This window comes from Ferroplasma sp. Type II (assembly GCF_000496155.1).
This window is the reverse complement of sequence record NZ_KI542684.1, coordinates 1-19,115: the sequence shown is the minus strand read 5'-3', so window position 1 is coordinate 19,115 and position 19,115 is coordinate 1. Positions and strand designations below refer to the sequence as shown.

28 protein-coding genes, 1 tRNA gene and 1 pseudogene are annotated in these 19,115 nt (G+C 37.7%); 13 read left to right on the top strand and 17 right to left on the bottom strand.

The window, feature by feature from the left end; translation table 11 throughout:
* The 3 genes and pseudogenes from AMDU4_RS01040 to AMDU4_RS01030 all read right to left on the bottom strand — a co-directional run.
* A pseudogene (locus AMDU4_RS01040) lies at positions 1-279 on the bottom strand (site-specific integrase); the annotation flags it as partial.
* A gap of 49 nt (positions 280-328) precedes the next feature.
* Positions 329-401, bottom strand: a tRNA-Pro gene (locus AMDU4_RS01035).
* Between the two features lie 31 nt (positions 402-432).
* Positions 433-1,038, bottom strand: a complete 606-nt coding sequence (locus AMDU4_RS01030; RefSeq protein WP_021786144.1) for an FMN-binding negative transcriptional regulator — start codon at positions 1,036-1,038, stop codon at positions 433-435.
* A 134-nt stretch (positions 1,039-1,172) separates the two neighbouring features.
* On the opposite strand from AMDU4_RS01030, the gene AMDU4_RS01025 reads away from it, so the two are divergent.
* The 4 genes from AMDU4_RS01025 to AMDU4_RS01010 are packed head-to-tail and all read left to right on the top strand — an operon-like array spanning position 1,173 to position 3,755.
* Positions 1,173-2,411, top strand: coding sequence for a phosphoglycerate kinase (locus AMDU4_RS01025; protein ID WP_021786143.1), 1,239 nt, complete (start codon positions 1,173-1,175; stop codon positions 2,409-2,411).
* Complete coding sequence (gene pfdA, locus AMDU4_RS01020) at positions 2,412-2,813, top strand: prefoldin subunit alpha (RefSeq protein ID WP_021786142.1); 402 nt, start codon at positions 2,412-2,414, stop codon at positions 2,811-2,813. It abuts the gene before it with no gap.
* The gene (locus tag AMDU4_RS01015) at positions 2,813-3,469 is read left to right on the top strand and encodes a signal recognition particle receptor subunit alpha (protein ID WP_021786141.1); all 657 of its coding nucleotides are present in this window, start codon (positions 2,813-2,815) and stop codon (positions 3,467-3,469) included. The genes pfdA and AMDU4_RS01015 overlap by 1 nt, the downstream gene beginning before the upstream one ends.
* Positions 3,444-3,755, top strand: a complete 312-nt coding sequence (locus tag AMDU4_RS01010) for a hypothetical protein (protein WP_290703818.1) — start codon at positions 3,444-3,446, stop codon at positions 3,753-3,755. Before AMDU4_RS01015 ends, AMDU4_RS01010 begins: the two co-directional genes overlap by 26 nt.
* On the opposite strand, the gene AMDU4_RS01005 is transcribed toward AMDU4_RS01010, so the two are convergent.
* Both AMDU4_RS01005 and AMDU4_RS01000 read right to left on the bottom strand, forming a co-directional pair.
* Entirely contained in the window at positions 3,747-4,421 is a 675-nt protein-coding gene (locus AMDU4_RS01005) for a helix-turn-helix domain-containing protein (protein ID WP_021786139.1), read from the bottom strand. The genes AMDU4_RS01010 and AMDU4_RS01005 overlap by 9 nt on opposite strands.
* A gap of 6 nt (positions 4,422-4,427) precedes the next feature.
* Complete coding sequence (locus tag AMDU4_RS01000) at positions 4,428-4,964, bottom strand: hypothetical protein (RefSeq protein ID WP_021786138.1); 537 nt, start codon at positions 4,962-4,964, stop codon at positions 4,428-4,430.
* Positions 4,965-5,069: 105 nt separating this feature from the next.
* On the opposite strand from AMDU4_RS01000, the gene AMDU4_RS00995 reads away from it, so the two are divergent.
* The gene (locus tag AMDU4_RS00995; RefSeq protein WP_021786137.1) at positions 5,070-6,005 is read left to right on the top strand and encodes a pyridoxal phosphate-dependent aminotransferase; all 936 of its coding nucleotides are present in this window, start codon (positions 5,070-5,072) and stop codon (positions 6,003-6,005) included.
* An 8-nt stretch (positions 6,006-6,013) separates the two neighbouring features.
* Here AMDU4_RS00995 and AMDU4_RS00990 read toward each other — a convergent pair whose 3' ends face one another.
* From AMDU4_RS00990 to AMDU4_RS00970, 5 genes are read right to left on the bottom strand one after another with little or no spacing between them, the layout of a single operon-like run.
* Positions 6,014-6,466: a YbhB/YbcL family Raf kinase inhibitor-like protein gene (locus tag AMDU4_RS00990; RefSeq protein ID WP_021786136.1), complete on the bottom strand. Its 453-nt coding sequence runs from the start codon at positions 6,464-6,466 to the stop codon at positions 6,014-6,016.
* Positions 6,467-6,504: 38 nt separating this feature from the next.
* Complete coding sequence (locus AMDU4_RS00985; protein WP_021786135.1) at positions 6,505-8,286, bottom strand: cation-translocating P-type ATPase; 1,782 nt, start codon at positions 8,284-8,286, stop codon at positions 6,505-6,507.
* Positions 8,235-8,510, bottom strand: coding sequence for a YHS domain-containing protein (locus AMDU4_RS00980; protein WP_290703821.1), 276 nt, complete (start codon positions 8,508-8,510; stop codon positions 8,235-8,237). The genes AMDU4_RS00985 and AMDU4_RS00980 overlap by 52 nt, the downstream gene beginning before the upstream one ends.
* Positions 8,511-8,538: 28 nt before the next feature.
* On the bottom strand, positions 8,539-8,673 hold the full coding sequence (locus AMDU4_RS00975; protein ID WP_021786134.1) for a YHS domain-containing protein: 135 nt from the start codon (positions 8,671-8,673) through the stop codon (positions 8,539-8,541).
* Between the two features lie 59 nt (positions 8,674-8,732).
* Positions 8,733-9,242, bottom strand: a complete 510-nt coding sequence (locus tag AMDU4_RS00970; protein ID WP_021786133.1) for a TRASH domain-containing protein — start codon at positions 9,240-9,242, stop codon at positions 8,733-8,735.
* A gap of 108 nt (positions 9,243-9,350) precedes the next feature.
* Between AMDU4_RS00970 and AMDU4_RS00965 the strand changes: the two genes are divergently transcribed.
* Positions 9,351-9,674 carry a hypothetical protein gene (locus AMDU4_RS00965; RefSeq protein WP_021786132.1) on the top strand — a complete coding sequence of 108 codons (324 nt, stop codon included), beginning with the start codon at positions 9,351-9,353 and terminating at the stop codon, positions 9,672-9,674.
* On the opposite strand, the gene AMDU4_RS00960 is transcribed toward AMDU4_RS00965, so the two are convergent.
* Together AMDU4_RS00960 and AMDU4_RS00955 are read right to left on the bottom strand one after the other, a co-directional pair.
* Complete coding sequence (locus tag AMDU4_RS00960) at positions 9,654-10,478, bottom strand: twin-arginine translocase subunit TatC (protein ID WP_021786131.1); 825 nt, start codon at positions 10,476-10,478, stop codon at positions 9,654-9,656. The two genes, AMDU4_RS00965 and AMDU4_RS00960, sit on opposite strands and share 21 nt — an antisense overlap.
* 1 nt (position 10,479) lies before the next feature.
* Positions 10,480-10,818 (bottom strand): twin-arginine translocase TatA/TatE family subunit, encoded by a 339-nt coding sequence (locus AMDU4_RS00955; protein ID WP_021786130.1) that lies wholly within the window; start codon positions 10,816-10,818, stop codon positions 10,480-10,482.
* A gap of 108 nt (positions 10,819-10,926) precedes the next feature.
* Between AMDU4_RS00955 and AMDU4_RS00950 the strand changes: the two genes are divergently transcribed.
* The 5 genes from AMDU4_RS00950 to AMDU4_RS00930 are packed head-to-tail and all read left to right on the top strand — an operon-like array spanning position 10,927 to position 13,930.
* Positions 10,927-11,985, top strand: coding sequence for a hypothetical protein (locus AMDU4_RS00950; protein WP_021786129.1), 1,059 nt, complete (start codon positions 10,927-10,929; stop codon positions 11,983-11,985).
* Positions 11,986-11,994: 9 nt separating this feature from the next.
* Positions 11,995-13,188, top strand: coding sequence for a cytochrome bc complex cytochrome b subunit (locus AMDU4_RS00945; RefSeq protein WP_021786128.1), 1,194 nt, complete (start codon positions 11,995-11,997; stop codon positions 13,186-13,188).
* Positions 13,175-13,369: a hypothetical protein gene (locus AMDU4_RS00940; RefSeq protein WP_021786127.1), complete on the top strand. Its 195-nt coding sequence runs from the start codon at positions 13,175-13,177 to the stop codon at positions 13,367-13,369. Before AMDU4_RS00945 ends, AMDU4_RS00940 begins: the two co-directional genes overlap by 14 nt.
* 1 nt (position 13,370) lies before the next feature.
* Positions 13,371-13,709, top strand: a complete 339-nt coding sequence (locus AMDU4_RS00935; protein WP_021786126.1) for a hypothetical protein — start codon at positions 13,371-13,373, stop codon at positions 13,707-13,709.
* Positions 13,706-13,930, top strand: coding sequence for a hypothetical protein (locus AMDU4_RS00930; protein WP_021786125.1), 225 nt, complete (start codon positions 13,706-13,708; stop codon positions 13,928-13,930). Before AMDU4_RS00935 ends, AMDU4_RS00930 begins: the two co-directional genes overlap by 4 nt.
* On the opposite strand, the gene AMDU4_RS00925 is transcribed toward AMDU4_RS00930, so the two are convergent.
* The gene (locus AMDU4_RS00925; protein ID WP_021786124.1) at positions 13,931-14,872 is read right to left on the bottom strand and encodes a CaiB/BaiF CoA-transferase family protein; all 942 of its coding nucleotides are present in this window, start codon (positions 14,870-14,872) and stop codon (positions 13,931-13,933) included.
* Positions 14,873-14,915: 43 nt separating this feature from the next.
* Positions 14,916-15,701, bottom strand: a complete 786-nt coding sequence (gene proC, locus AMDU4_RS00920) for a pyrroline-5-carboxylate reductase (protein ID WP_021786123.1) — start codon at positions 15,699-15,701, stop codon at positions 14,916-14,918.
* A gap of 82 nt (positions 15,702-15,783) precedes the next feature.
* On the opposite strand from proC, the gene AMDU4_RS00915 reads away from it, so the two are divergent.
* The gene (locus AMDU4_RS00915) at positions 15,784-16,155 is read left to right on the top strand and encodes a hypothetical protein (RefSeq protein ID WP_021786122.1); all 372 of its coding nucleotides are present in this window, start codon (positions 15,784-15,786) and stop codon (positions 16,153-16,155) included.
* A 3-nt stretch (positions 16,156-16,158) separates the two neighbouring features.
* Here the strand turns inward: AMDU4_RS00915 and AMDU4_RS00910 are convergent, their stop codons facing one another.
* Together AMDU4_RS00910 and AMDU4_RS00905 are read right to left on the bottom strand one after the other, a co-directional pair.
* On the bottom strand, positions 16,159-17,142 hold the full coding sequence (locus tag AMDU4_RS00910; RefSeq protein ID WP_021786121.1) for a homoserine dehydrogenase: 984 nt from the start codon (positions 17,140-17,142) through the stop codon (positions 16,159-16,161).
* A 458-nt stretch (positions 17,143-17,600) separates the two neighbouring features.
* Complete coding sequence (locus tag AMDU4_RS00905) at positions 17,601-18,638, bottom strand: transposase (protein ID WP_021786120.1); 1,038 nt, start codon at positions 18,636-18,638, stop codon at positions 17,601-17,603.
* Positions 18,639-18,689: 51 nt separating this feature from the next.
* Here AMDU4_RS00905 and AMDU4_RS00900 point away from each other — a divergent pair, with 51 nt between their 5' ends.
* Positions 18,690-18,884, top strand: coding sequence for a DUF2080 family transposase-associated protein (locus AMDU4_RS00900; protein ID WP_021786119.1), 195 nt, complete (start codon positions 18,690-18,692; stop codon positions 18,882-18,884).
* Here the strand turns inward: AMDU4_RS00900 and AMDU4_RS00895 are convergent.
* The coding region (locus AMDU4_RS00895) for a HEPN domain-containing protein (RefSeq protein ID WP_021786118.1) at positions 18,885-19,115 on the bottom strand (231 nt) is incomplete at its 5' end.

Here is a 19,115-nt window from a genome sequence, read left to right as displayed (position 1 = left end):
TAACCAAGAACGTAAAACCTTTTTGTATCGGGAAATATATGAACCTGCCTTTCCTTCACTTTCCATTTTCCTGACAAAATCCATAAAGTCATTTCTTAATTTTCCGGACTTCGCATCCTGAATAATAGTATCTGGAGTAGCCCCTGTAAGCTCACAATAATAGCCAAGCCCTCTGAGGTAAACAGTTGCCGTAAGATATGATTTAGCATTGAGGTTCCCAAACCACCGGCTTATTTCCTCATTCTCTAACAAATGCTTGTATTTCGCTACGAAAGTCATAAACGAATATACACTAGAAATATATAAGGTATTCGATTATGAACATCTATGGGTCTGTCCGGATTTGGACCGGAGTTTCCAACTCCCGAAGCTGGAAGGATACCATGCTACCCCACAAACCCTGAATTCTTAATCAATTAGCTATATAAATAGTTATTTTTTCATTTCTTTTCTTATGTAAGCAGCAACAAGCTTAGCATCCTCATCTCCCAGCTTATCAAGATTAATTGCAACATTCTCCATGTCTTCCGGGCGGTTCTGCCCGAGTTTATATTTTGCAGTTATTTTATTCACTTTAATATTAAATCCCACAATCTGCATAACCATTCTGGCATAATAATCCCTTTTGTCATTTCCCTGTTTAACCCATTTCCTGTCGTAAAACTCAGAGAGTTGAAGAAGGAATTCTCTGGTTTCATCATAATTCATAATTTCCAGTACACCGTCCATCCTTATGGTCATATAGTCCCATGTTGGCACTGAGTCCGGGTCTTTATACCATAATGGCGATATATAATGATGCGCACCGGTAAACAGGGCAGTAACTTTCTTGTTCTTTGAGTGGTACCACTGCATATTTGCCCTTGCCATATGACCCCTTAATATTATATTATTTCCTGTGGAATCAAGCAATAATGGAATTTGAGTGTTGTATATTTCCTTATTATATACGCTCAGAAGAATACCAAAATTATTTTCATTGACAAAATCCACAATCTTTTTTATATCAGTTATCCTGAATTCGGCTGGCACGTACATTTATTTATATGGTTAAATCTTATAAAAATATTTCTTACTGGAACATCAGGCAAAAGTCATTCATCTCTGGATGCATGATCAGGATTATTAAAGACATTAAAAAATAATCATATACCACCTAGCGATTATGAATCATGGATAGTTTCCCATTTTACACCATGGATGATTTTGAATTCAGTGGCAAAAGAGTGTATCTCAGAGTAGATATAAATTCCCCTATTAATCCCATAACAGGTGAAATTGTTGATGACACCAGATTCAAGCACTATTTGGATACCATTAATGAATTGAAAAATGCAATGGTCGTCATTGTTGCACATCAGGGAAGGCCAGGAGACAGTGATTTTGTTAGTCTGAAACAGCATGCACGGCATATGGGAAGGCTTCTGGGTAGGGAGGTCAAATTCGTGGATGCACTTATAGGAACAGGAGCTGAAAAAGCAATTAAGGAGATGAAAAATGGGGATATTATCATGCTGGAGAATTCAAGATTTTATAGTGAAGAAGTGGTTGTAAAAGATGATATTGTATCTCAGGAGAATACACATATTGTTAGAAACCTCTCACAATTCTTTGATTATTATGTTATAGATGCTTTTCCCGCTATACATAGGGGCCAGACAACACTCACTGGTTTCAGGAATGTGGCACCTAACATAGCAGGAAGGCTAATGGAAAGTGAAATCAAAAACATCAATAGATTCATGAACTCCAAAATACACCCTAAACTTGCTATAATGGGCGGTGCCAAAGTCGGAGATGCCATAAAGGTATCAAAGCCATTTCTTGAAAAAGGCATTGTGGATGATATAATATTTGGTGGTGTTGCCGGAAACATATTCCTCTGGGCATCTGGGGTGGATATTGGAAAGAGGAATAAAGAGTTTATTGCAAAACAGGATAAAAACTATAAATACCTTCTAGAAGAATGCAGAGCATTGCTGGATAAATTTAAGGAACACATCTACCTGCCAGAAGATTTTATACTCAATCCTTCTCAGACAGAAATAAAATTAGGTGAAACTGTTCCTGATAACGAACTACTTGCTGATATAGGCCTGAATTCAGTGAAAAGATTCAGCGAAGTGATAGAAAAAGCCAGAAGCATATTTCTTAACGGACCCATGGGAATGTATGAAGTGAATGAATATTCTCTGGGAACAAGGGAAATTTTCAATGCAATTTCCCAGAGCAATGCATCTAAGGTTGTTGGCGGTGGTCATACAATAAATGCCATAAATGAATTCGGGCTTTCAACATCCATGGGATACATTTCAACTGGTGGTGGTGCCTTAATAAATTATTTATCCGGTGAACCTATACCAGTTATAGAGTCACTTGTAAAGAACAAGGAAAAATTCGGAGGTAATTAAATGGCCGGAGAAAATGAATTAATGGAACAACTGGAATATTTGAAAAATTTAATGGAAAATATAGATTCAAGAATGAATCTGTTGATGAAAACACTGGAAGAATCCAGTGAAACAATTGCACTGCTAAAGGATAATGATTACCAGAAATCAAGCGATGTGAAGATATCAATTGGTTCTGGGCTGTTTTCAAAGGCCACACTGGATACTGGTAAAATTATAGTTCCGGTTGGTTCCAACGTCTTTATAGAGGAAGAAAGAGAAAAGACAATCAAAAGAATGGAGGATAATATAAAAGGTCTTCAGGATACATATAGCAATTTAATAAAGCAGAAACAAACTGCTCAGAACAATTATGATGCTCTGGTATATTCCATTCAGCGATCCCAGGAAGGAAGCAGATAATGTTCGACAAACTAAAAAAGAAATTTTCAGATATATTTTCCGGCAATCCGCATGACACAACGGAAGAATCGAATATCGTCAAAAATAAATCTGTTAATGAAGATGTAAAACCAGAGAAAACAATAAAAAGAGATGAACTTGAAAATACCATAGAGGAAACACTTCTTGAGGCGGATGTTAGTTTCGATGCTACTGAGAAGATAATAAGGGAACTGAAGTTAAACCTGGGAAAATTAAAGAGAAAGGTGGACTATACTACAGTGGAATCCGAATTGAAGAATGTAATAAGGGGAATTATAAACAATAACAATGCCGGTGTTATAGATATTCTATCAGTTGAGAATAAACCCTTTGTCATACTGTTTCTTGGCATAAATGGTACGGGCAAAACCACTACCATTGGAAAACTGGCATATTACCTTAAAAATCATGGAAAAAGTGTTGTTTTATCTGCATCGGATACCTTCCGTGCAGGGGCTATTGACCAGCTTGCCATACTCGCAGGCAATGTTGGTGTAGAGATAATTAAGCACGATTTCAGAAGCGATCCGGCATCTGTTGCATTTGATGCAATAGACCATGCAAGAGGCAAGAAAGATGGATTATGTCCTTATAGACTCAGCAGGAAGGATGCAGACAAACAAGAACCTCCTTGATGAAATGAAAAAAATAAAGCGTGTGGCGAAACCAGATTTAACCCTGCTGGTTCTGGATGCAATGATAGGGCAGGACGTAATTGACCAGGCTACTACATTCTCCAGTGAAATAAATTATGACGGTGTAATAGTTACAAAACTTGATACAGATGCGAAGGGTGGGTCTATTATAAGCATATCCGCCGGAATAAAAAAACCTATACTATTTATAGGCATCGGCCAGGATATGGATGATATTATGCCATTTGATGTGAACTGGTACCTTAATAAGATATTCTCATCTTAAAAGGTTCATAACGGCAGATATAGATTTATGGTCCATATCCGTTCTGATTAATGGTATATTCTCAATCTCGGAAAGTTTTATTGCAAGCTCATCTACATTGCCAGGTTTTATGTATACCACAGCCGCAGGCTTCAATGGATGTGCCCTGATTGCTATCATGGGACTCCTGCCATATGAAACATCTGTAATGAATATGATTCTCTGGCTGGACCAGCCATATAATTTTGTATACTCGGCATATGAGAATTTCAGTATTGCCTTGATTCCATCAATCATAGTATAGCCCCTTATGTTCCTTTTCAGGTCAGCACCGGAACATGAAGTGCCATGGATTTTTGTCATTATGTACCTCAATTCTATGTCATGATCATAGTCCTTTATATCAAGAAGTGCGTCCGATGGTATTCCACTGTTATACCTCCTTAAGAGATGCCCTCCCCTTGACTCGTCAATTTTTATCAGCGCATCAACTATTTTCTTGATAGAAGTGGCACCAGGCGATTTTCGCCTTCCGGATTCATAATCGCTGATTACAGAAGGTGACACATCCATGAACTTGGACAGCTCCATCTGTGATATGCCAAATTCTTCTCTCCATTTTTTTATTGTTACCCCTGGCATGTCGGATATTGTTATTTCACCCGCTATTTTTTCGGTAATGTCCATGCCACATTATACCACTATTAAATAAAAATATATCCCTTCGATTATAATTGAAATGGACTTCACAAATTTATGATAATTGTTCCTTCTGGAGATGAAAAATCCCAGAAACAAACCCCATACACCACCATAGAAAACATGCATAGTATAATAGAAAAATGTGGATGGGAGGTAGTATTTTTCATATACATAAAGATGGAGAAGATATATGTTTACAGGAAGGCTAAATACAAGAAGAACAAGAAAGCCTGCAAGGATTCCTATAACTATACCAGATTTAATTGACCTTATCCTGAGGATAATGGCATAATATGAAATTATGGCCGCGAACAGTCCAACTACTGTGCCTACAAGAAAATGAAACAGGAGGCCATATAGAGTACCATAAAATCCCCCTATGTTAAGAAGCCTGATACCTATCGCGGTGAACTGGTAACCAGCCGGTAATGAATCTACAAAATCAAATAAATAAAATATTATTGCCTCAAATATAGCAGCAATGAATCCGGATATGGATCCGTAGTACAGGTATTTCTTTGGATTCATGGAATATAATTGCTTTAAATTACATAAATAATCCGGAAATACGAATAGTTATATATTCTGGAGAGTAGACAGCAAATTAATATAATCATATAATAATCTACATATATGGAATGTGAGACAATAAACTGGCTTAACAGGCATCATGGGAAGTATGAACTTAGCCATAGCGCCATGTCCCGGGTTGTCGATCTTAAGGAATATTTTGGGAAATGCACCCCTGGACATGAATCTGATCTTAGGGAACAGATAGGGAATCTACACAACATTGATGCTGAAAATATTGTGCTGACTCATGGCGCAACTGAAGCCTTTTCGATGGTTCTTTATCACCTGCATACCAAATACAGGACATTTAATGTAAACAGGCCTGAATATGAGATGATTTACAAAACTCCTAAAATATTTGGCTATAGGGAAGGGAATGAATTGTTTGTGGCCAGCAACCCAAACAATCCTATGGGAACACTGGCGGAATTCCCGGATAACTATTCTGCATGTATCATAGATGAGACCTTTATGGAATTTGTGGATAGCCTGGATCATTACAGTTATGAGAACGGATATATAGTAAATACATTCACCAAGGTTTACGGTGGAGGGGATCTGAGACTTGGGTATATCATAACTCCGGAGCCTGAAGATGCCATAGAACTTGAAGGGTTTAAGGGGTTAATAACAGAAGATGTTTCACCTATTAATGCTTCAGTTGGATATGAAATTTTAAAAAGGCATGATGAACTCCTGGGCAATGTCATGGAAATTATCGACAGAAATCACAGGATTCTGTTAAGGGAAAAGGGTAAACTAAAGTTTTATGAAGGGCGTGTACCATTAAAAATGCCTGTATCGTTCGTTGACTATTCTGCATATACGGACAAAGACTCGGACAGTGTAAGTGAGGATCTGGCTAAAAAAGGGATAATAGCCCTTCCAGCCAGGTATTTTGGCATTAGGGGAACTTATCTAAGGGTCTGCACCACTGGAACAGACTTTCCTGAAGCATATAAAGCCTTTGTAGGCGCACTGGAAGAAATGGAATAACCCTGTAGTTATTCCCTGCTGTATATTGCGTAGAATTCTGCTTCTGGAGTCATTTTGTCAAGTATTGCATAGGAATTCTCAGCATCGATCTTTTTCCGGCTGACTGCCCCCTTTGTCCTGTATACTTTAATAAAGTATCTGTGGTCTCCGTCTCCCCTTGGAGGGCATGGGCCACCGTAACCCAGCTCCCCGAAATCATTTATGCCCTGATAATATCCTTCATCTGTTATTTCCTTGTTCCCCATATTTTCTTCCAGTGTTATTATTCCGGCAGGCACATTGTATAATATCCAGTGGGTAAACAGCCCGGAAGGTGCATCCGGGTCATTCATGACTATAAAATAATACCCCTCTTCGTTTCTGTCATGTATTTCTATCTTGGGAGAGTGGTTTTTGCCACTGCATGTAAACTTGTCCGGTATCCTGCGCCCTTCAGATATTCCTATAACTCTCAATTCCATAGTTAACAATACATAGAATACTTATAAATTTAACTGAATTATAGGGAAGAGGCCATGATACCTTTTTCCATATGTTTTCCCAGGCGCATTGAATTGAGTACAACGGTTGTGGAACTTAGCCCCATAGCAAGCGCTGCGAATATGGGCAGTACATAATAGATTCCCAGTCCAAGGAGTGGAACAAGAACTCCTGCAGCCACAGGTATCAGTGCAGAGTTATACCCTATTGCCCAGCCTATGTTCTGTTTTATCTTCCTTATTGTATATTTTCCGATAATTATGCTGCCCAGGATATTTTTTAAATCGTTGTTGAGAAGTATAATATCCCCACTTGCAGTGGCTATATCGGATCCGGATGCCATGGCAACTCCCACATCAGCTGTTTGCATGGCAACTGTATCATTTATCCCATCTCCAACAAACATTACGTAACTCCCCTTTTTCTGCTGTTCCATAACTATTTCAGCCTTTCCTTCAGGTTTTATTGAACAGTAGTATTCCTCTATGCCAAGTTGTGATGCAATCCTGCCTGTGTTTTCAACAGTGTCGCCTGTCACTATTAAAACCCTGATATTGTTCCTGATGAGATTTTTGATATCTTTCTCAATGCCGCTGCGAAGGTTGTGCTCAACATTGAGGGAGGCCAGTTCATTCCCGTCAATGAGTAAAGATATGTGTTCTCCTGAACGCCTTGCCTCAAGGGTCTTACCCATGTATTCACCGGTTACGCCGATTCCAGGAACTTCCTTATATTGAGATATATCTAACTTCTCAGGATTCATGCCCTGTAAATATTCCACAATTGCTCTTGCTACAGGATGGTTTGACCCTGATTCTATGGAATACAACAGCGATACGGCAAGCTTTCTATCTCCGGATGTTGTGAAATTTATGATTTTAGGGGTATTGTCAGTGATCGTTCCGGTTTTGTCGAATATCACCGTATCTATCTTTGAAAGCCGGTCCATTGAGCTTGAATTTTTAATTAGTATCCCATTTCTGGACGATTCGTTTGATGAAATCAAGAGTGTAATAGGTGCTGCCAGGCCGATAGCGCAGGGACATGCTATTACTACAACTGAAACAAATACCAGTATTGAAATTATGAAATAAAGTGGATTGCCTGATGACCTTAAATAAAAATACCAGAATATGGCAGATGAAGTGGCTGCGATTAGAACTATGGGGACAAAATAGGAGGAAAAAATATCCGATATTTTCTGTATTTTAGCCCTTCCCATAGATGCCATCTGAATCAGTGAATAAATTTTATTTACAGTGGAATTTTTACCGGCAGCAGTCACCTTCACCGAAAGAGTGCCGTTTATGTTCATTGTTCCCGATGTGACATTTGATCCAGCCTTTTTAAGGACCGGTTCAGATTCTCCTGTCAGCATTGATTCGTCGATCTCTGAGCTGCCATCAGCTACTATCCCATCGGCTGGAACATTCTCTCCGGGCCTTACCTGTATAATATTCCCGGGTACGAGTTTCTCAATCATAATATCCCTTGGTATGCCATTATCCAGAAGATGCACCCTGTCGGGAATTAATGATAAAAGTGCACTTGCAGAGGAATTTGCCTTTCTTTTTGTCAGGTTTTCAATATAGTTTCCAGTGAGTATGAGTGTTATAATAAAGGCTGACGCATCAAAATAAGTATAATCCACCGGAAACAGCCCTGGGTAAAATGTAATTACAAGGGAAAAGAAAAATGCGGTGAGCGTACCCAGGCTTATGAGAAGATCCATGTTTCCCATTCTGTTTTTTACAGCAGCATAGGCACCTCTATAAAAATCGAGCCCTGCATAAAACTGCACCGGGAGCACAAGCAAAAGCAATACAAAGTTTTTAGATTAAAGACAAACAGATAACCAATAGCCATGATTGCTATTGAAAATGGCCATGCAACCATTAATTTTAATTTCAGGTTTTTGCTCTCAGCGTCCGGTTCGTCAAATTTATCCTTGCATCCCTGTGAACAGAAATAATACCTTGTTCCGTCTTGCTCGGAATATATTTTGGAATCTTCAGATACATACATGCCGCACACAGGGTCTACTGCCATAAATTTACCTTATGTATTTTATTGGGTTTTTTTCGAACTCCGCCTTGCACCCTTCCCTGCAGAAATAATATTTCTTACCATTGTATTCGCTTTCTATCTCCTTCTTTCCTTTCATTCCACATACGGGATCTGTTGCCATAATATCTTATTGTATAAGCATATATATAAATTGACCATGCATAATGCCAGTAAAATGACTTACTTTATTGCATTATTCTTTTCAAGGTATTCGCTCTTGCATGTTTCACAGCAAAAGTACATTTTCCTGCTATTCATTTCAATCGTCTGGGGCTTGCCTGTAATAATCCCATTGCAATAATCACAGTAGAGATCTATTTTCTCTGCGGTACTATTTAATACCCTGTTATATGCTATATTGATATTCTTATATTTTATATTGCTCGATAGTGCATCCCTGTTCATTACCGCAAGATAATTGCCATTCGTCAGTTTATAATATTCTATAATTTCATGATTATCCAGTCCATCAAGGCTTTCTATTTCTGCAATAATATAAAGGCTATTTTCAGGCTCTTTAATCTGTACTGTGTATCTTTCAATATAATTGTTATTCAACTTTCTGATAATATTTGATACTGTATTCCTGTTTAGAGTCAGCCTGCTGGATATTTCTGATATTGGCAAGCTTGAATCCTCAAGAAGAATCCTTAATACTCTGGACTCATTATAACTAATATTATTGTGCATAATGAACATATAATCTGATATTATATAAGCATATTGCCCATATTTTGTTTCTTTGTATGAGATAAAGTCAATAGTAAGGCTTTAATAACTATTCTACATTTTTATAAGATGAATATAAAAATAGGAAAAGGAACCATGGAAATTGGGGATAAGATAATTAAACTCATAGGGAACAAAGTTTTATCCGTATCAGTTATTGCTGTACAGGGGGCCTGTACAGATGAAATGTGCCCATTGATCAAAAAGCCCCAGTGCAATATAACAGAGGATTTTGAAATAAAAGATTCATACAAAATATATAATCCAGTTAAAGTGGAAATGCCAGATGAAATGTACTATTCCATAGATAAGGGGAGACAATGTGTAAAAGTAAAACTTTCACTTAATGGTAAAATAGAGATTAAGGGGCTATCATTGATCGGCGCTGTTTGAATGGATTTCTTCCGCCTCAAATTTTTTCTCTGCATTGACAGCAAAGTGTATGCCTGCAAAATAAAGAGCTATCATTGGTATTGCTATTACCACCATGGTAAACCCGGTAACGCCAGGTGAAAATATCATTCCGTATATAAGTGACCCGATAACTGCATATCTCCAGTTCTTCTTCCATGTATCTGCAGTGACAATTCCGAATCTGCTAAGGCCCACCATAAATACCGGAATTTCAAAGGATAGGCCAAATGCAATTGTATACATGAATATAAAGGAAACAAAGCTGGATATTCCTATGGTAACCTGGGCACCAACTCCAATATCAAATCTGGTAAATATTCTGAAAAGAATAGGTGCTATGAAATATATGCCCACAAAGGCACCGGCGAAAAACAATAATGATGCCGGGATTATTATGGACCTCAGCATTTCCTTTTCGCTGTTCTTCAGTGCGGGGTCAATAAATTTAGAAACTTCAAATATTATAACTGGCATGGATATAATCAGCGCAAGAGCCATACATGTATAAAAATCCGCCATGACACCATCCACGGGTTTTAAAACCAGAAGTGAAGTATTAGCTGTAAGTATATGTGATTTAAGCAGGAATAATACTTGAGCGCCTATATTATCATATGGATCGGGAAAAAGAAACATAAACCTGTGTCCAAGCAATGAAATGTATTGAATTCTAAATATAACAAATATTCCAAACAAAACGCCAAAAACTTCCAGTATTTTTAATATCCTGTACCTAATTTCTTCCGAATATTTTACCAGGTAATTCAGGAGTTCGTTTTCCATATTAATTTTGCTTTGCTTCTACCACATTTTCCGTTGCTTCCCTGGTAGTTGATTTCCCAAGTTTTGCGTTTATCTCGCCTATAATCTGGTCTATTGTCTTGTCTTTTATATCTATGTTGAGATCTTCTGCTATTTTCATATAATTGATCTGATCCTTGTTTGTATTCTGTGTTGCCTTTGTACCATTCCTCAGCTCGTTTTCAATTTCCATCTGTCCCCTCTTGAATTCTCCGCTAGCCTTTCCAAGATTCCTTGCCATTTCCGGAATCTTTTTTGTCCCTCCGAAAATAATTAGGGCAACAACAGCAATTATCAGTATATCCATATATGAATCAAACATTCTATACCACTACATCATAATCGGTATAGTATTAAAAATAGATTGCTTTTTAATTGAATATATTCATAAAATTGAATAAACATTTAGATACAAAAAATATTACCGCCCATGGCTAATGACAAGAATTACATTCCAGAGCCTGAAAAGCGGGCTTTCTTGAAGGGAGCTGGACTATCAATTGCGGCACTGATGATAGGTGGTCTCTCTGTGGAACGATACGTGGTGCCAAAGGATAGGGGTGTGCCAGTAATGGATAATTTTCCTCTTGCAATTCTTGAAGACCCCAGTGGAAATAGGATTACTACAGATGATGTGATAAAATATGCAGCTGCGAGCCCCAGTTCCACTTCTACTCCAATTCTAGTATTTAATTATCCACTTCAGGACGAACCCAACTTCTTGCTCGTTCTTAAAGGCGTTAAGATAACAACTCCCGACCGCAGTTTAGTTCCTTCTTCTGGTTATAGCCCAATACCTCCTTCCAGCAAAGCACCTATGGATGGTATAATTTACACTAGCTACGGGGGTTCTAATTATTCAATCATAGCATTGAGCGGGATATGCCAGCATCTTGGTTGCGTTCCACCTTTTCTGGACTACCATCCTGGAAATAGCATACCATTTGAGTCTAAACTTATTGGATATCAGGAAAATGCACCAAACACGCCTGCCCAGTGGCCAAATTATGGCTTAATTTACTGTAAATGCCATGGAAGCCAGTATAACCCACAGTGGGGAGGAAGAAACCTGTACAATAACGGTCCTGCAGCAAGCCCTGCAAATCATTCACTCCCCCAGATAATGCTTGCAACAGACAGCAATAATCATATCTATGCATACGGGATAAACTCTTCGAACGCAGTCATAAGAACACACCTTCAGTTTCCCAATGGAGAAACATATGGTTCACAGGTAAAAAGTGAGGATTTAACAGGTGGCACGGCAATAAGGACATCCCGGTCCCCAACTGCATATCCTTCTTCACTTGTTACTGGGAATATTACATCATCAAGTTCGGCCAAAATCTTGAGTACATCATCTCTAGATTTGAATGCTAACAGTTCCGGTATAATACTCTACAGAACCTCAGTTGTAAGCAACGAGAATGTGAATGGAATGGACTGGAAGGGAAGTTTTTCAGGTAGCACATCCAACAACAAGTTATAGGTGGAATAAATGGAAAAAGCTGAATCTAATAATTATAACATAACCGATTTAATGAAGGAAGAAAAGGATTTGCCTGAAGGATCATATAAGTTAGGTTTCAAATCTGTAACAAGCCGAGGGTATAGAATAGATGAATGGACAGGATCATGGGTCGCAACGGCACTTGTTTACCAGATTGTATCGGGAATAGTACTATTTTTCTATTACAGTCAGATCGATCCATATCATTCTACTCTATATATGATAGATGATGTCCCATTCGGGCACATTATACTTACGTCCCATCTTTATATGGCCTATGCCATGATTGCACTCGTTTACTTCCATATGATGAGGCAGTGGTTTGTTGGTACATACAGAGGAAAATGGAGATGGCTACAGTGGATGCTTGGAGTCGTATTATTCCTGCTTACAATATTTACGGCAATACTTGGTTATATGCTGGCAAACACGGCAATAGCGATGGCTGCAGTTCATATAGGTATATTATTTATGCAGAGGAGTGTAATGGGAAGAATACTTCCCGGTAACCTCATTAACTGGCTTGAAGCCATACTCATTGGAAATTACACTACGCCTGCCCTATTCTCTCACCTGCTTGCCCTTCATGTAGCAGTCTTCACATCATTAATGCTTGGTATATTTGTAGTGCACTTCATGTTATTCGAACGATCAGGACTTGCAAGTGATAAACCGAAAAAGGGAGAAATGATACCGTGGTTTCCTACAAATCTACTTTATGCAATGTTCTCTGGTATAGTTCTTGTGGGGATAATACTGATCTTTGCAGCAGTATTCCCTCAGACACTTACACTGGCATATGGATCACTGGCATATGGAACTTTTCCGGTTCCTGACTGGTATATTACTCCAGTATACAAGTTAATGGATGTTGCAGGTTACGGACTTGGTACAGGAGGTGTTCCACTTCTTATAGGCATTCTAATGTTTATATTTTTACTGCCGTTCATAGACAGATACCATAATAAAGGAGTGCTTGAAAGACCCTGGATTACTGCCTTTGGAATATTTATGCTTATAGGGATTGCTGTTATGACTGTGTGGGGTTATTCACAACCGGGATTAAGCCAGACAAGGCTTATGACATTATACCTGTGGTGGACTATAACATTCATATCGTTCATAACTGTATATGCAATGAGATTTGCAAAAAGGGATGGTGAGTTAATTGAAAACAACTAATATAATTTATTTAATTGGTATTATACAGCTCGTTGTGGTTGATCCTGTTATGTGGTACTTTACTCAGGTTCATCCATTCAGGTATGAGAGGCTCTGGGCTATAATGCTTGTTATAAATCTGTTTCTGTTTGCTGCGATAATATTTCTAATGCTGCAGAAAACAATAAAGGCGAGGGTTTAAAATGGATAAAAAATCTTTATACCTGTACTACTATTCAATGATAGTATACCTGTTTGGAAGTGTACCGTTTATTTTATACGCAGTACTCATAAAGCCAATAGGTGCAATGTACCATGAACGGCCATTTCAGATAATTTCTCCCGTATTCGGTAACTTCGGTGTATATGAAGAGGGGCTTCTTGTTATAGCTCTCGTGTTAATAATACTGTCAATCATCCTCTTCATTCTATCGCTGGGCCACAACAGGTCAAAGAACGGGAAGATATCAAATAGAACCATAATGGCTCCGGTACTGCTGTATATATTTACCTTTGCTGTAATAGGGGTGGCTTTAATATGATGGGAGACAAATTGAGTAAAATGAAAAAAAGATCTAAATATATGATAGTTACAGGAATAGTGCTTCTTCTAATTTCCATTCCAACATTCGTAGACTATAACATGTTCCCAACATACAGTGCAAACATAGGGCCTCATCAGATAAGTAGCTGGATATCCTTTTTCTTTACTTTTGTGGGATTTGTTCTTCTGATAATGGCCTTCGGGGAAGAAGATATATAATTATTTTATTATTTTATTTTCAATTAAATTTTTAATTTCTTTTTCGCTGTAGTGATTATTTTTTAAAATTTCAAATGTATCTTCACCGTGTTTCGGAGCTGTGCCATTATACATTTCTGAAATAATTTCATTTCTGTTTCTGACCCTTGAAACTGGAAAATTATATTTTCTTCCAAGTTTCAGCACTTCCATTGATTTATAGGCTGAAAGAATTATTTCTACCACTTCATTGACAGATATATCTAATCTGGAATATTTTAGATCCGGCCTTTTTATCGCCTCTGTAAAATTAGTCCAGAATTTTTGTTCCAGGCATCCCAGTGCAATCTTTCCATCTGATACATTATAAATTCTATAAGAGGGATATTCTCCATTTAACACATTATTTTCTGTGAACAGGCTATACGCATTGAAGAATAGTGGAATCTCCGACATATTTACAGTAATTTTAGAATAATCAAAATTCTTTAAATGATTGACTATTTCCAGTGCAGCATACATGCCTGAACCAACATCAGCAATCTGAACCGGAAGTGTGGTTTCTATTCCTGACATAGCAGTAAAATTAATGTCATGCCCCGGGATTTCTGGATTATCCCTATAACCCTTTATGGAGCAGTATACAAGTTCAGGATTGATTCTATGCAATACTTCATAACTGATACCCAGTCTTTCAGCCACACCGGCAGTGAAGCTCTCAATGAAAACAGAGGCTGTTTCAATCAATCTGTATAATATCCTTTTTCCTTCATCTGTTTTCAAGTTCACTCTGATGCTTTTTTTACCATGGTTAAGGAAATCACTGGCACCGGGGGATAAATCATCCATATAATCTCCTCTCTCAGTATCCTCTAATTTTATAATGTTATATCCCATATCGCATAAAATCCTTGTTGTTATGGCACCGGGAATTAACCTTGTGGCATCAATAACTGTTTCCATAAAAAAGTATAGTATTGTGGTATATAATTTGTTCAGAAAATAATCAATCCCTTGAATTTTGGTTTAATTCCATTGCACGTCTGTATGATCCCAGTACTGCATTGGCTATGGCAGTTCTCACATTAGCCTTCTCCATTTCATATATTCCGGCCGCAGTAGTCCCTCCAGGAGTCATCACCTCATCCCTTAAATCGGATGCTGATAACCCCCTTTCCTTCATGAGCAGCATGGTATTAATGAATGTGTCTATTACAAGCTCACGTGCCTGAAATTTTGGTATGCCCGCCAGTATCCCGGCATTTATCATTGAATCTGCCATAATGGCTACAAAAGCAGGTCCACTGCCGCTTAGCCCTGTTACCGCATCCATGTATGATTCGTTTATTTCAATAGCGGATCCAAAGCCTTTCAGCACCTTTTCTAATATGGCTATATGTTCTCTGTCAAGGTTTTTGTAACTGTATGCAGTGACGGATTTCTGTACCAGCATAGGTATATTGGGCATGCCCCGGGCAACCATGGACTCCCTGAGAACATCCTCTATGTGCGATAATGTTACACCGGCCATGAATGATATTACAAGCTTGCCTTTCACCGCATTCTTTATTTCATTCATTACAGAATCAGAGATATTAGGTTTTATAGTGAGAAGAACTATATCTCCGTATTTTGCATTATCCACATTGTTTTCAAAAATCTTGAATCTGCCTTTATTCCATTTTTCTAACTTTTCGAATGATCCTGAACTGAGAGAAACCTCAAAATCATTTTTTATTCCTTCTGCAATTGAGCGGCCAACTACGCCCAATCCTATAATTGAAGCTTTCATTGCCAATAATTGGAAGATATTATATTATCTTTTTCGATTACACAATGCAAATCTTTAATAGCACAAATTTGCATAGTTTACTATGTCCCTCTTAATAGCATTAATTGTTTTATTAATTGCAATAGCCATCCTGTCCATACCCATGTATATTGCATCACTTATAATAGTAAACAAGTCAACAGCAACCTTCGGGAGTGCCGTAGTAGCAACAGTAATAACGGCACTTATACTTGTATTTCTGTCCATAGCACTTCACTTTCTCCTTGCACCACTTGCAGTCTTTGGAACCTTCCTGGCATTTTTAATTACCCTATTTATTATTCTATATGCTTATAGTTCAATTTATGATATAAGCATGGCAAGAAGCTTTATTCTGGCCGTTATGGAAGTAATTATTTGGTTTGTATTCTTCATCTTCACTGGAATACTGGGTGCCTTTTTCCTATTCATTTAAAATTTATGACAGTAATAGGATATCATTTACCACCTGTGCTGCTGTCTCAAGAGGGCCATCATGTTTTTCAAATACTGTAAGGTCATCATTGTTATCGGTTTTCTCAAGATACCCCATTGAAAGTGAATCCATTGCGGCCAGTGAATCACCGGATTTTATGCTGAATATTTTTGACTCAACAACAGGTTTTGGACCCGGTATAATGTGTGAAAGTACCCTATATATTTCACCGGAATTTCTCATATAGTCTATGTTGCCCAAGTTTTCTATCCCTTCATATTTTACGTCATTTAGTGTGTAATCTAACCCGAGAAGAGCGTTGGCTATAATGACAGTCTTTCTTGCCCCATCCAGTCCATTAGTATCATCGTGATAGTCTGTTTCGGCTATTCCCATGTTCTGGGCAGTTTTTATGGCCTCGTTAAAGTCAACGTTAGCCATAAGCTGGTTAAGGACAAAATTGATAGTAGAACTTACCTGGCCTTTAAACTCCAGAATATTTGAGGATTTCAATGAATACCTGTTAAGGTTAAACAACGGCACTCCCCCGCCTACAGCTGATTCATAAAGTATGTGTTTCTTATGTGCAACTGATGATTCCATAATTTCTTTCCAGTGAAGAGCCAGCGGTGCCTTATTTGAGGTGACTATGTGTTTTCCGCTTTCAAAGGCATTTTTGTACATGCGCATGCCTGCAATGCCATCCTTTGTTGCTGGAGACATGTCAACAATTATGTCTGATGGCAGTGAATAAATATCATCAATTTTTATTACCTCTGCAGCCTCATCAAGTTCTTTTCTTTCCTTGTACATTAAAACCTTATCAAGATTGAGCCCCCTTTTATTATAAATTGTAGTTCTTGAATCCGATACTGAGATCACATTAATATCGGAACCAAATTTGTTCTTGAAATACCCATGATTTTCATTTAAAATACCTACTACAGCCTTTCCTATGTGGCCCAAACCAACAAGAGAAACATTCATTCCTGCTAATTATAACTTATTTTATAAAACTTCTTATGCGATTTTATAAAATATAGTTTTTATCCAGTTTCACTCAATGTGAAACAATGAATTTTCGAGAAAATAGTAACATTATCAAATTTACCTGTAAATATAATACCTGGCCTTGATAACAATAAATAAAGCATATACTGGCAAGAGTCTAAAATCCTAAAACTGAGAGTAAATTGGATCGATTAAATTATAAAATGAAAAGGTTAAAGCCTTCCGTTAAAACATGGATGAACCAACAAGCAATTAAAACTATAAAAAATGCATGATTTACTGTCTGATGATATGAATATTGTTACACCAGAGGAATCATACATAAAAAAGAAAAATAGGTAATAAGATCAAAACACAGAAATTTAGAAGGTATATAAAGAAAGTAATTTCATGAGATAATATGACCATAAATTTACAGGGTGTGGGACACAATTCTAAAATCTACCCATATTGAACAGGTTATGCCACACGCCGGTGCAGAATAGTGCATTATCTATTCTGTCATCCCTTCTCTGTGCTACATTCCATCCAAGCATCTTCTTGTCTGCAGCAAATCCAGATTCAGAATTGCTTCTCTGATGGTACTGTTCCAGGTATGGCATGGTATTCTCAATAAAATCTTTCATTGTTTTTTTCCATTTCAGAGATCCATTCAGTGTGGAATTCTTCTTCGGTATTACGAATACCTTTGTTTCCCCAAGTTTATCCATGTATGATGGAGAGGAGTAATACCTGTCCAGTCGTATGGAATCCATTTCTATACCTATTGAGGAAAGAAGATCCATTGCTCTGTCATAAGCACTCCTCTCAGATTTCATTGATGAACCGAAGGCAATGTACATCCTTGATTTAAGGTCCATTATGGCAAATGAATATGCAAACAATCTTTTCTTATGTGACTTTGATTTCTTTCCATCCTTTTCCCCAGTGGTTTTAGGATTCTCCTTGGCAAGATCCTTAAGCTTCTGTGCATATGATTCATAGTTCTTCTTCACAGTAAGGGAATAACCTGTACCATCACCTGTTGCACTGGAATTCGTAATATCCTTTTTCCCCAGTATGAGTACATGCAGGTTGTGTACTGCAATTATGACCTCCTCATCTGAATATAGTCTTTCTATGGTTTTGTATGATACATCTATTCCTGATAACATGGAGAATATAGCAAGCATGTTTGCAAACATCCTGTTTGATTCACCCACAAGCTGCTTGATCAGCAATAGCTTGACCCTCTGTTCAAGGGTTAGGGAATGTGGGTGCCCGGCTCCTGGAACTATTCGTATCGTTGAAACAGCTTCATTTATCAATGGATCAAGATCCTCCATTGCCATCCTGATTCTCTGTGCAAATTCTTGCTCGTAAGTCCTCCAGTCCCTTTCCTTTTTAGGATGTTCCAGTACGTATTTCTTTGATAGGATGCTGTCAAGTTCATGCAGTTTATCCTTAATGTCCCCTGATACGATTCTTGACATAAATAGTAATGTAACAAAAGGTTAAATAGTTATCTATAGATATCCATATACATGGTAAGAAGACTTGAAGTGGATAATGGAAAACTTATACTGAACGAAAATGAGATTGAGGGTTTTCTCGAGCGCACGGTAACACCGATAGGGACATCAGGAAAAGCGGATGTTCCAAGAAGGTATATTGGACGTAGGGTTTATGTGATAATCACCAAAAATCCCGGAACAATTCAGGAAAAGGGTAAAAAATAATTACGTCCCACACCCGTATTTATCTATTATTTTAGCAATGCTGACTATATGTTCATCAAAGCTTGCTTTTTTTAGCAATAAGGACACGGAATGACCAAATGAGTTGTTACCTATCCCACGCAAATAAGCTGTAACTGCATATTCAGCTGCCTGCTGTGCATTAAAGCATGCCCAATTATAGAAATCTGATAATTTATCATTTATGGATGATTTTAATGTATATTTTGCATT

Excerpts from the sequence above, each read along its gene's own strand:
- AMDU4_RS01030 (WP_021786144.1), bottom strand. The coding sequence starts at position 1,038 with ATGTACGTGCCAGCCGAATTCAGGATAACTGATATAAAAAAGATTGTG.
- AMDU4_RS01025 (WP_021786143.1), top strand. The coding sequence starts at position 1,173 with ATGGATAGTTTCCCATTTTACACCATGGATGATTTTGAATTCAGTGGC.
- pfdA (WP_021786142.1), top strand. The coding sequence starts at position 2,412 with ATGGCCGGAGAAAATGAATTAATGGAACAACTGGAATATTTGAAAAAT.
- AMDU4_RS01015 (WP_021786141.1), top strand. The coding sequence starts at position 2,813 with ATGTTCGACAAACTAAAAAAGAAATTTTCAGATATATTTTCCGGCAAT.
- AMDU4_RS01010 (WP_290703818.1), top strand. The coding sequence starts at position 3,444 with ATGCAGACAAACAAGAACCTCCTTGATGAAATGAAAAAAATAAAGCGT.
- AMDU4_RS01005 (WP_021786139.1), bottom strand. The coding sequence starts at position 4,421 with ATGGACATTACCGAAAAAATAGCGGGTGAAATAACAATATCCGACATG.
- AMDU4_RS01000 (WP_021786138.1), bottom strand. The coding sequence starts at position 4,964 with ATGAATCCAAAGAAATACCTGTACTACGGATCCATATCCGGATTCATT.
- AMDU4_RS00995 (WP_021786137.1), top strand. The coding sequence starts at position 5,070 with ATGGAATGTGAGACAATAAACTGGCTTAACAGGCATCATGGGAAGTAT.
- AMDU4_RS00990 (WP_021786136.1), bottom strand. The coding sequence starts at position 6,466 with ATGGAATTGAGAGTTATAGGAATATCTGAAGGGCGCAGGATACCGGAC.
- AMDU4_RS00980 (WP_290703821.1), bottom strand. The coding sequence starts at position 8,510 with ATGTATGTATCTGAAGATTCCAAAATATATTCCGAGCAAGACGGAACA.
- AMDU4_RS00975 (WP_021786134.1), bottom strand. The coding sequence starts at position 8,673 with ATGGCAACAGATCCCGTATGTGGAATGAAAGGAAAGAAGGAGATAGAA.
- AMDU4_RS00970 (WP_021786133.1), bottom strand. The coding sequence starts at position 9,242 with ATGCACAATAATATTAGTTATAATGAGTCCAGAGTATTAAGGATTCTT.
- AMDU4_RS00965 (WP_021786132.1), top strand. The coding sequence starts at position 9,351 with ATGAATATAAAAATAGGAAAAGGAACCATGGAAATTGGGGATAAGATA.
- AMDU4_RS00960 (WP_021786131.1), bottom strand. The coding sequence starts at position 10,478 with ATGGAAAACGAACTCCTGAATTACCTGGTAAAATATTCGGAAGAAATT.
- AMDU4_RS00955 (WP_021786130.1), bottom strand. The coding sequence starts at position 10,818 with ATGTTTGATTCATATATGGATATACTGATAATTGCTGTTGTTGCCCTA.
- AMDU4_RS00950 (WP_021786129.1), top strand. The coding sequence starts at position 10,927 with ATGGCTAATGACAAGAATTACATTCCAGAGCCTGAAAAGCGGGCTTTC.
- AMDU4_RS00945 (WP_021786128.1), top strand. The coding sequence starts at position 11,995 with ATGGAAAAAGCTGAATCTAATAATTATAACATAACCGATTTAATGAAG.
- AMDU4_RS00935 (WP_021786126.1), top strand. The coding sequence starts at position 13,371 with ATGGATAAAAAATCTTTATACCTGTACTACTATTCAATGATAGTATAC.
- AMDU4_RS00930 (WP_021786125.1), top strand. The coding sequence starts at position 13,706 with ATGATGGGAGACAAATTGAGTAAAATGAAAAAAAGATCTAAATATATG.
- AMDU4_RS00925 (WP_021786124.1), bottom strand. The coding sequence starts at position 14,872 with ATGGAAACAGTTATTGATGCCACAAGGTTAATTCCCGGTGCCATAACA.
- proC (WP_021786123.1), bottom strand. The coding sequence starts at position 15,701 with ATGAAAGCTTCAATTATAGGATTGGGCGTAGTTGGCCGCTCAATTGCA.
- AMDU4_RS00915 (WP_021786122.1), top strand. The coding sequence starts at position 15,784 with ATGTCCCTCTTAATAGCATTAATTGTTTTATTAATTGCAATAGCCATC.
- AMDU4_RS00910 (WP_021786121.1), bottom strand. The coding sequence starts at position 17,142 with ATGAATGTTTCTCTTGTTGGTTTGGGCCACATAGGAAAGGCTGTAGTA.
- AMDU4_RS00905 (WP_021786120.1), bottom strand. The coding sequence starts at position 18,638 with ATGTCAAGAATCGTATCAGGGGACATTAAGGATAAACTGCATGAACTT.
- AMDU4_RS00900 (WP_021786119.1), top strand. The coding sequence starts at position 18,690 with ATGGTAAGAAGACTTGAAGTGGATAATGGAAAACTTATACTGAACGAA.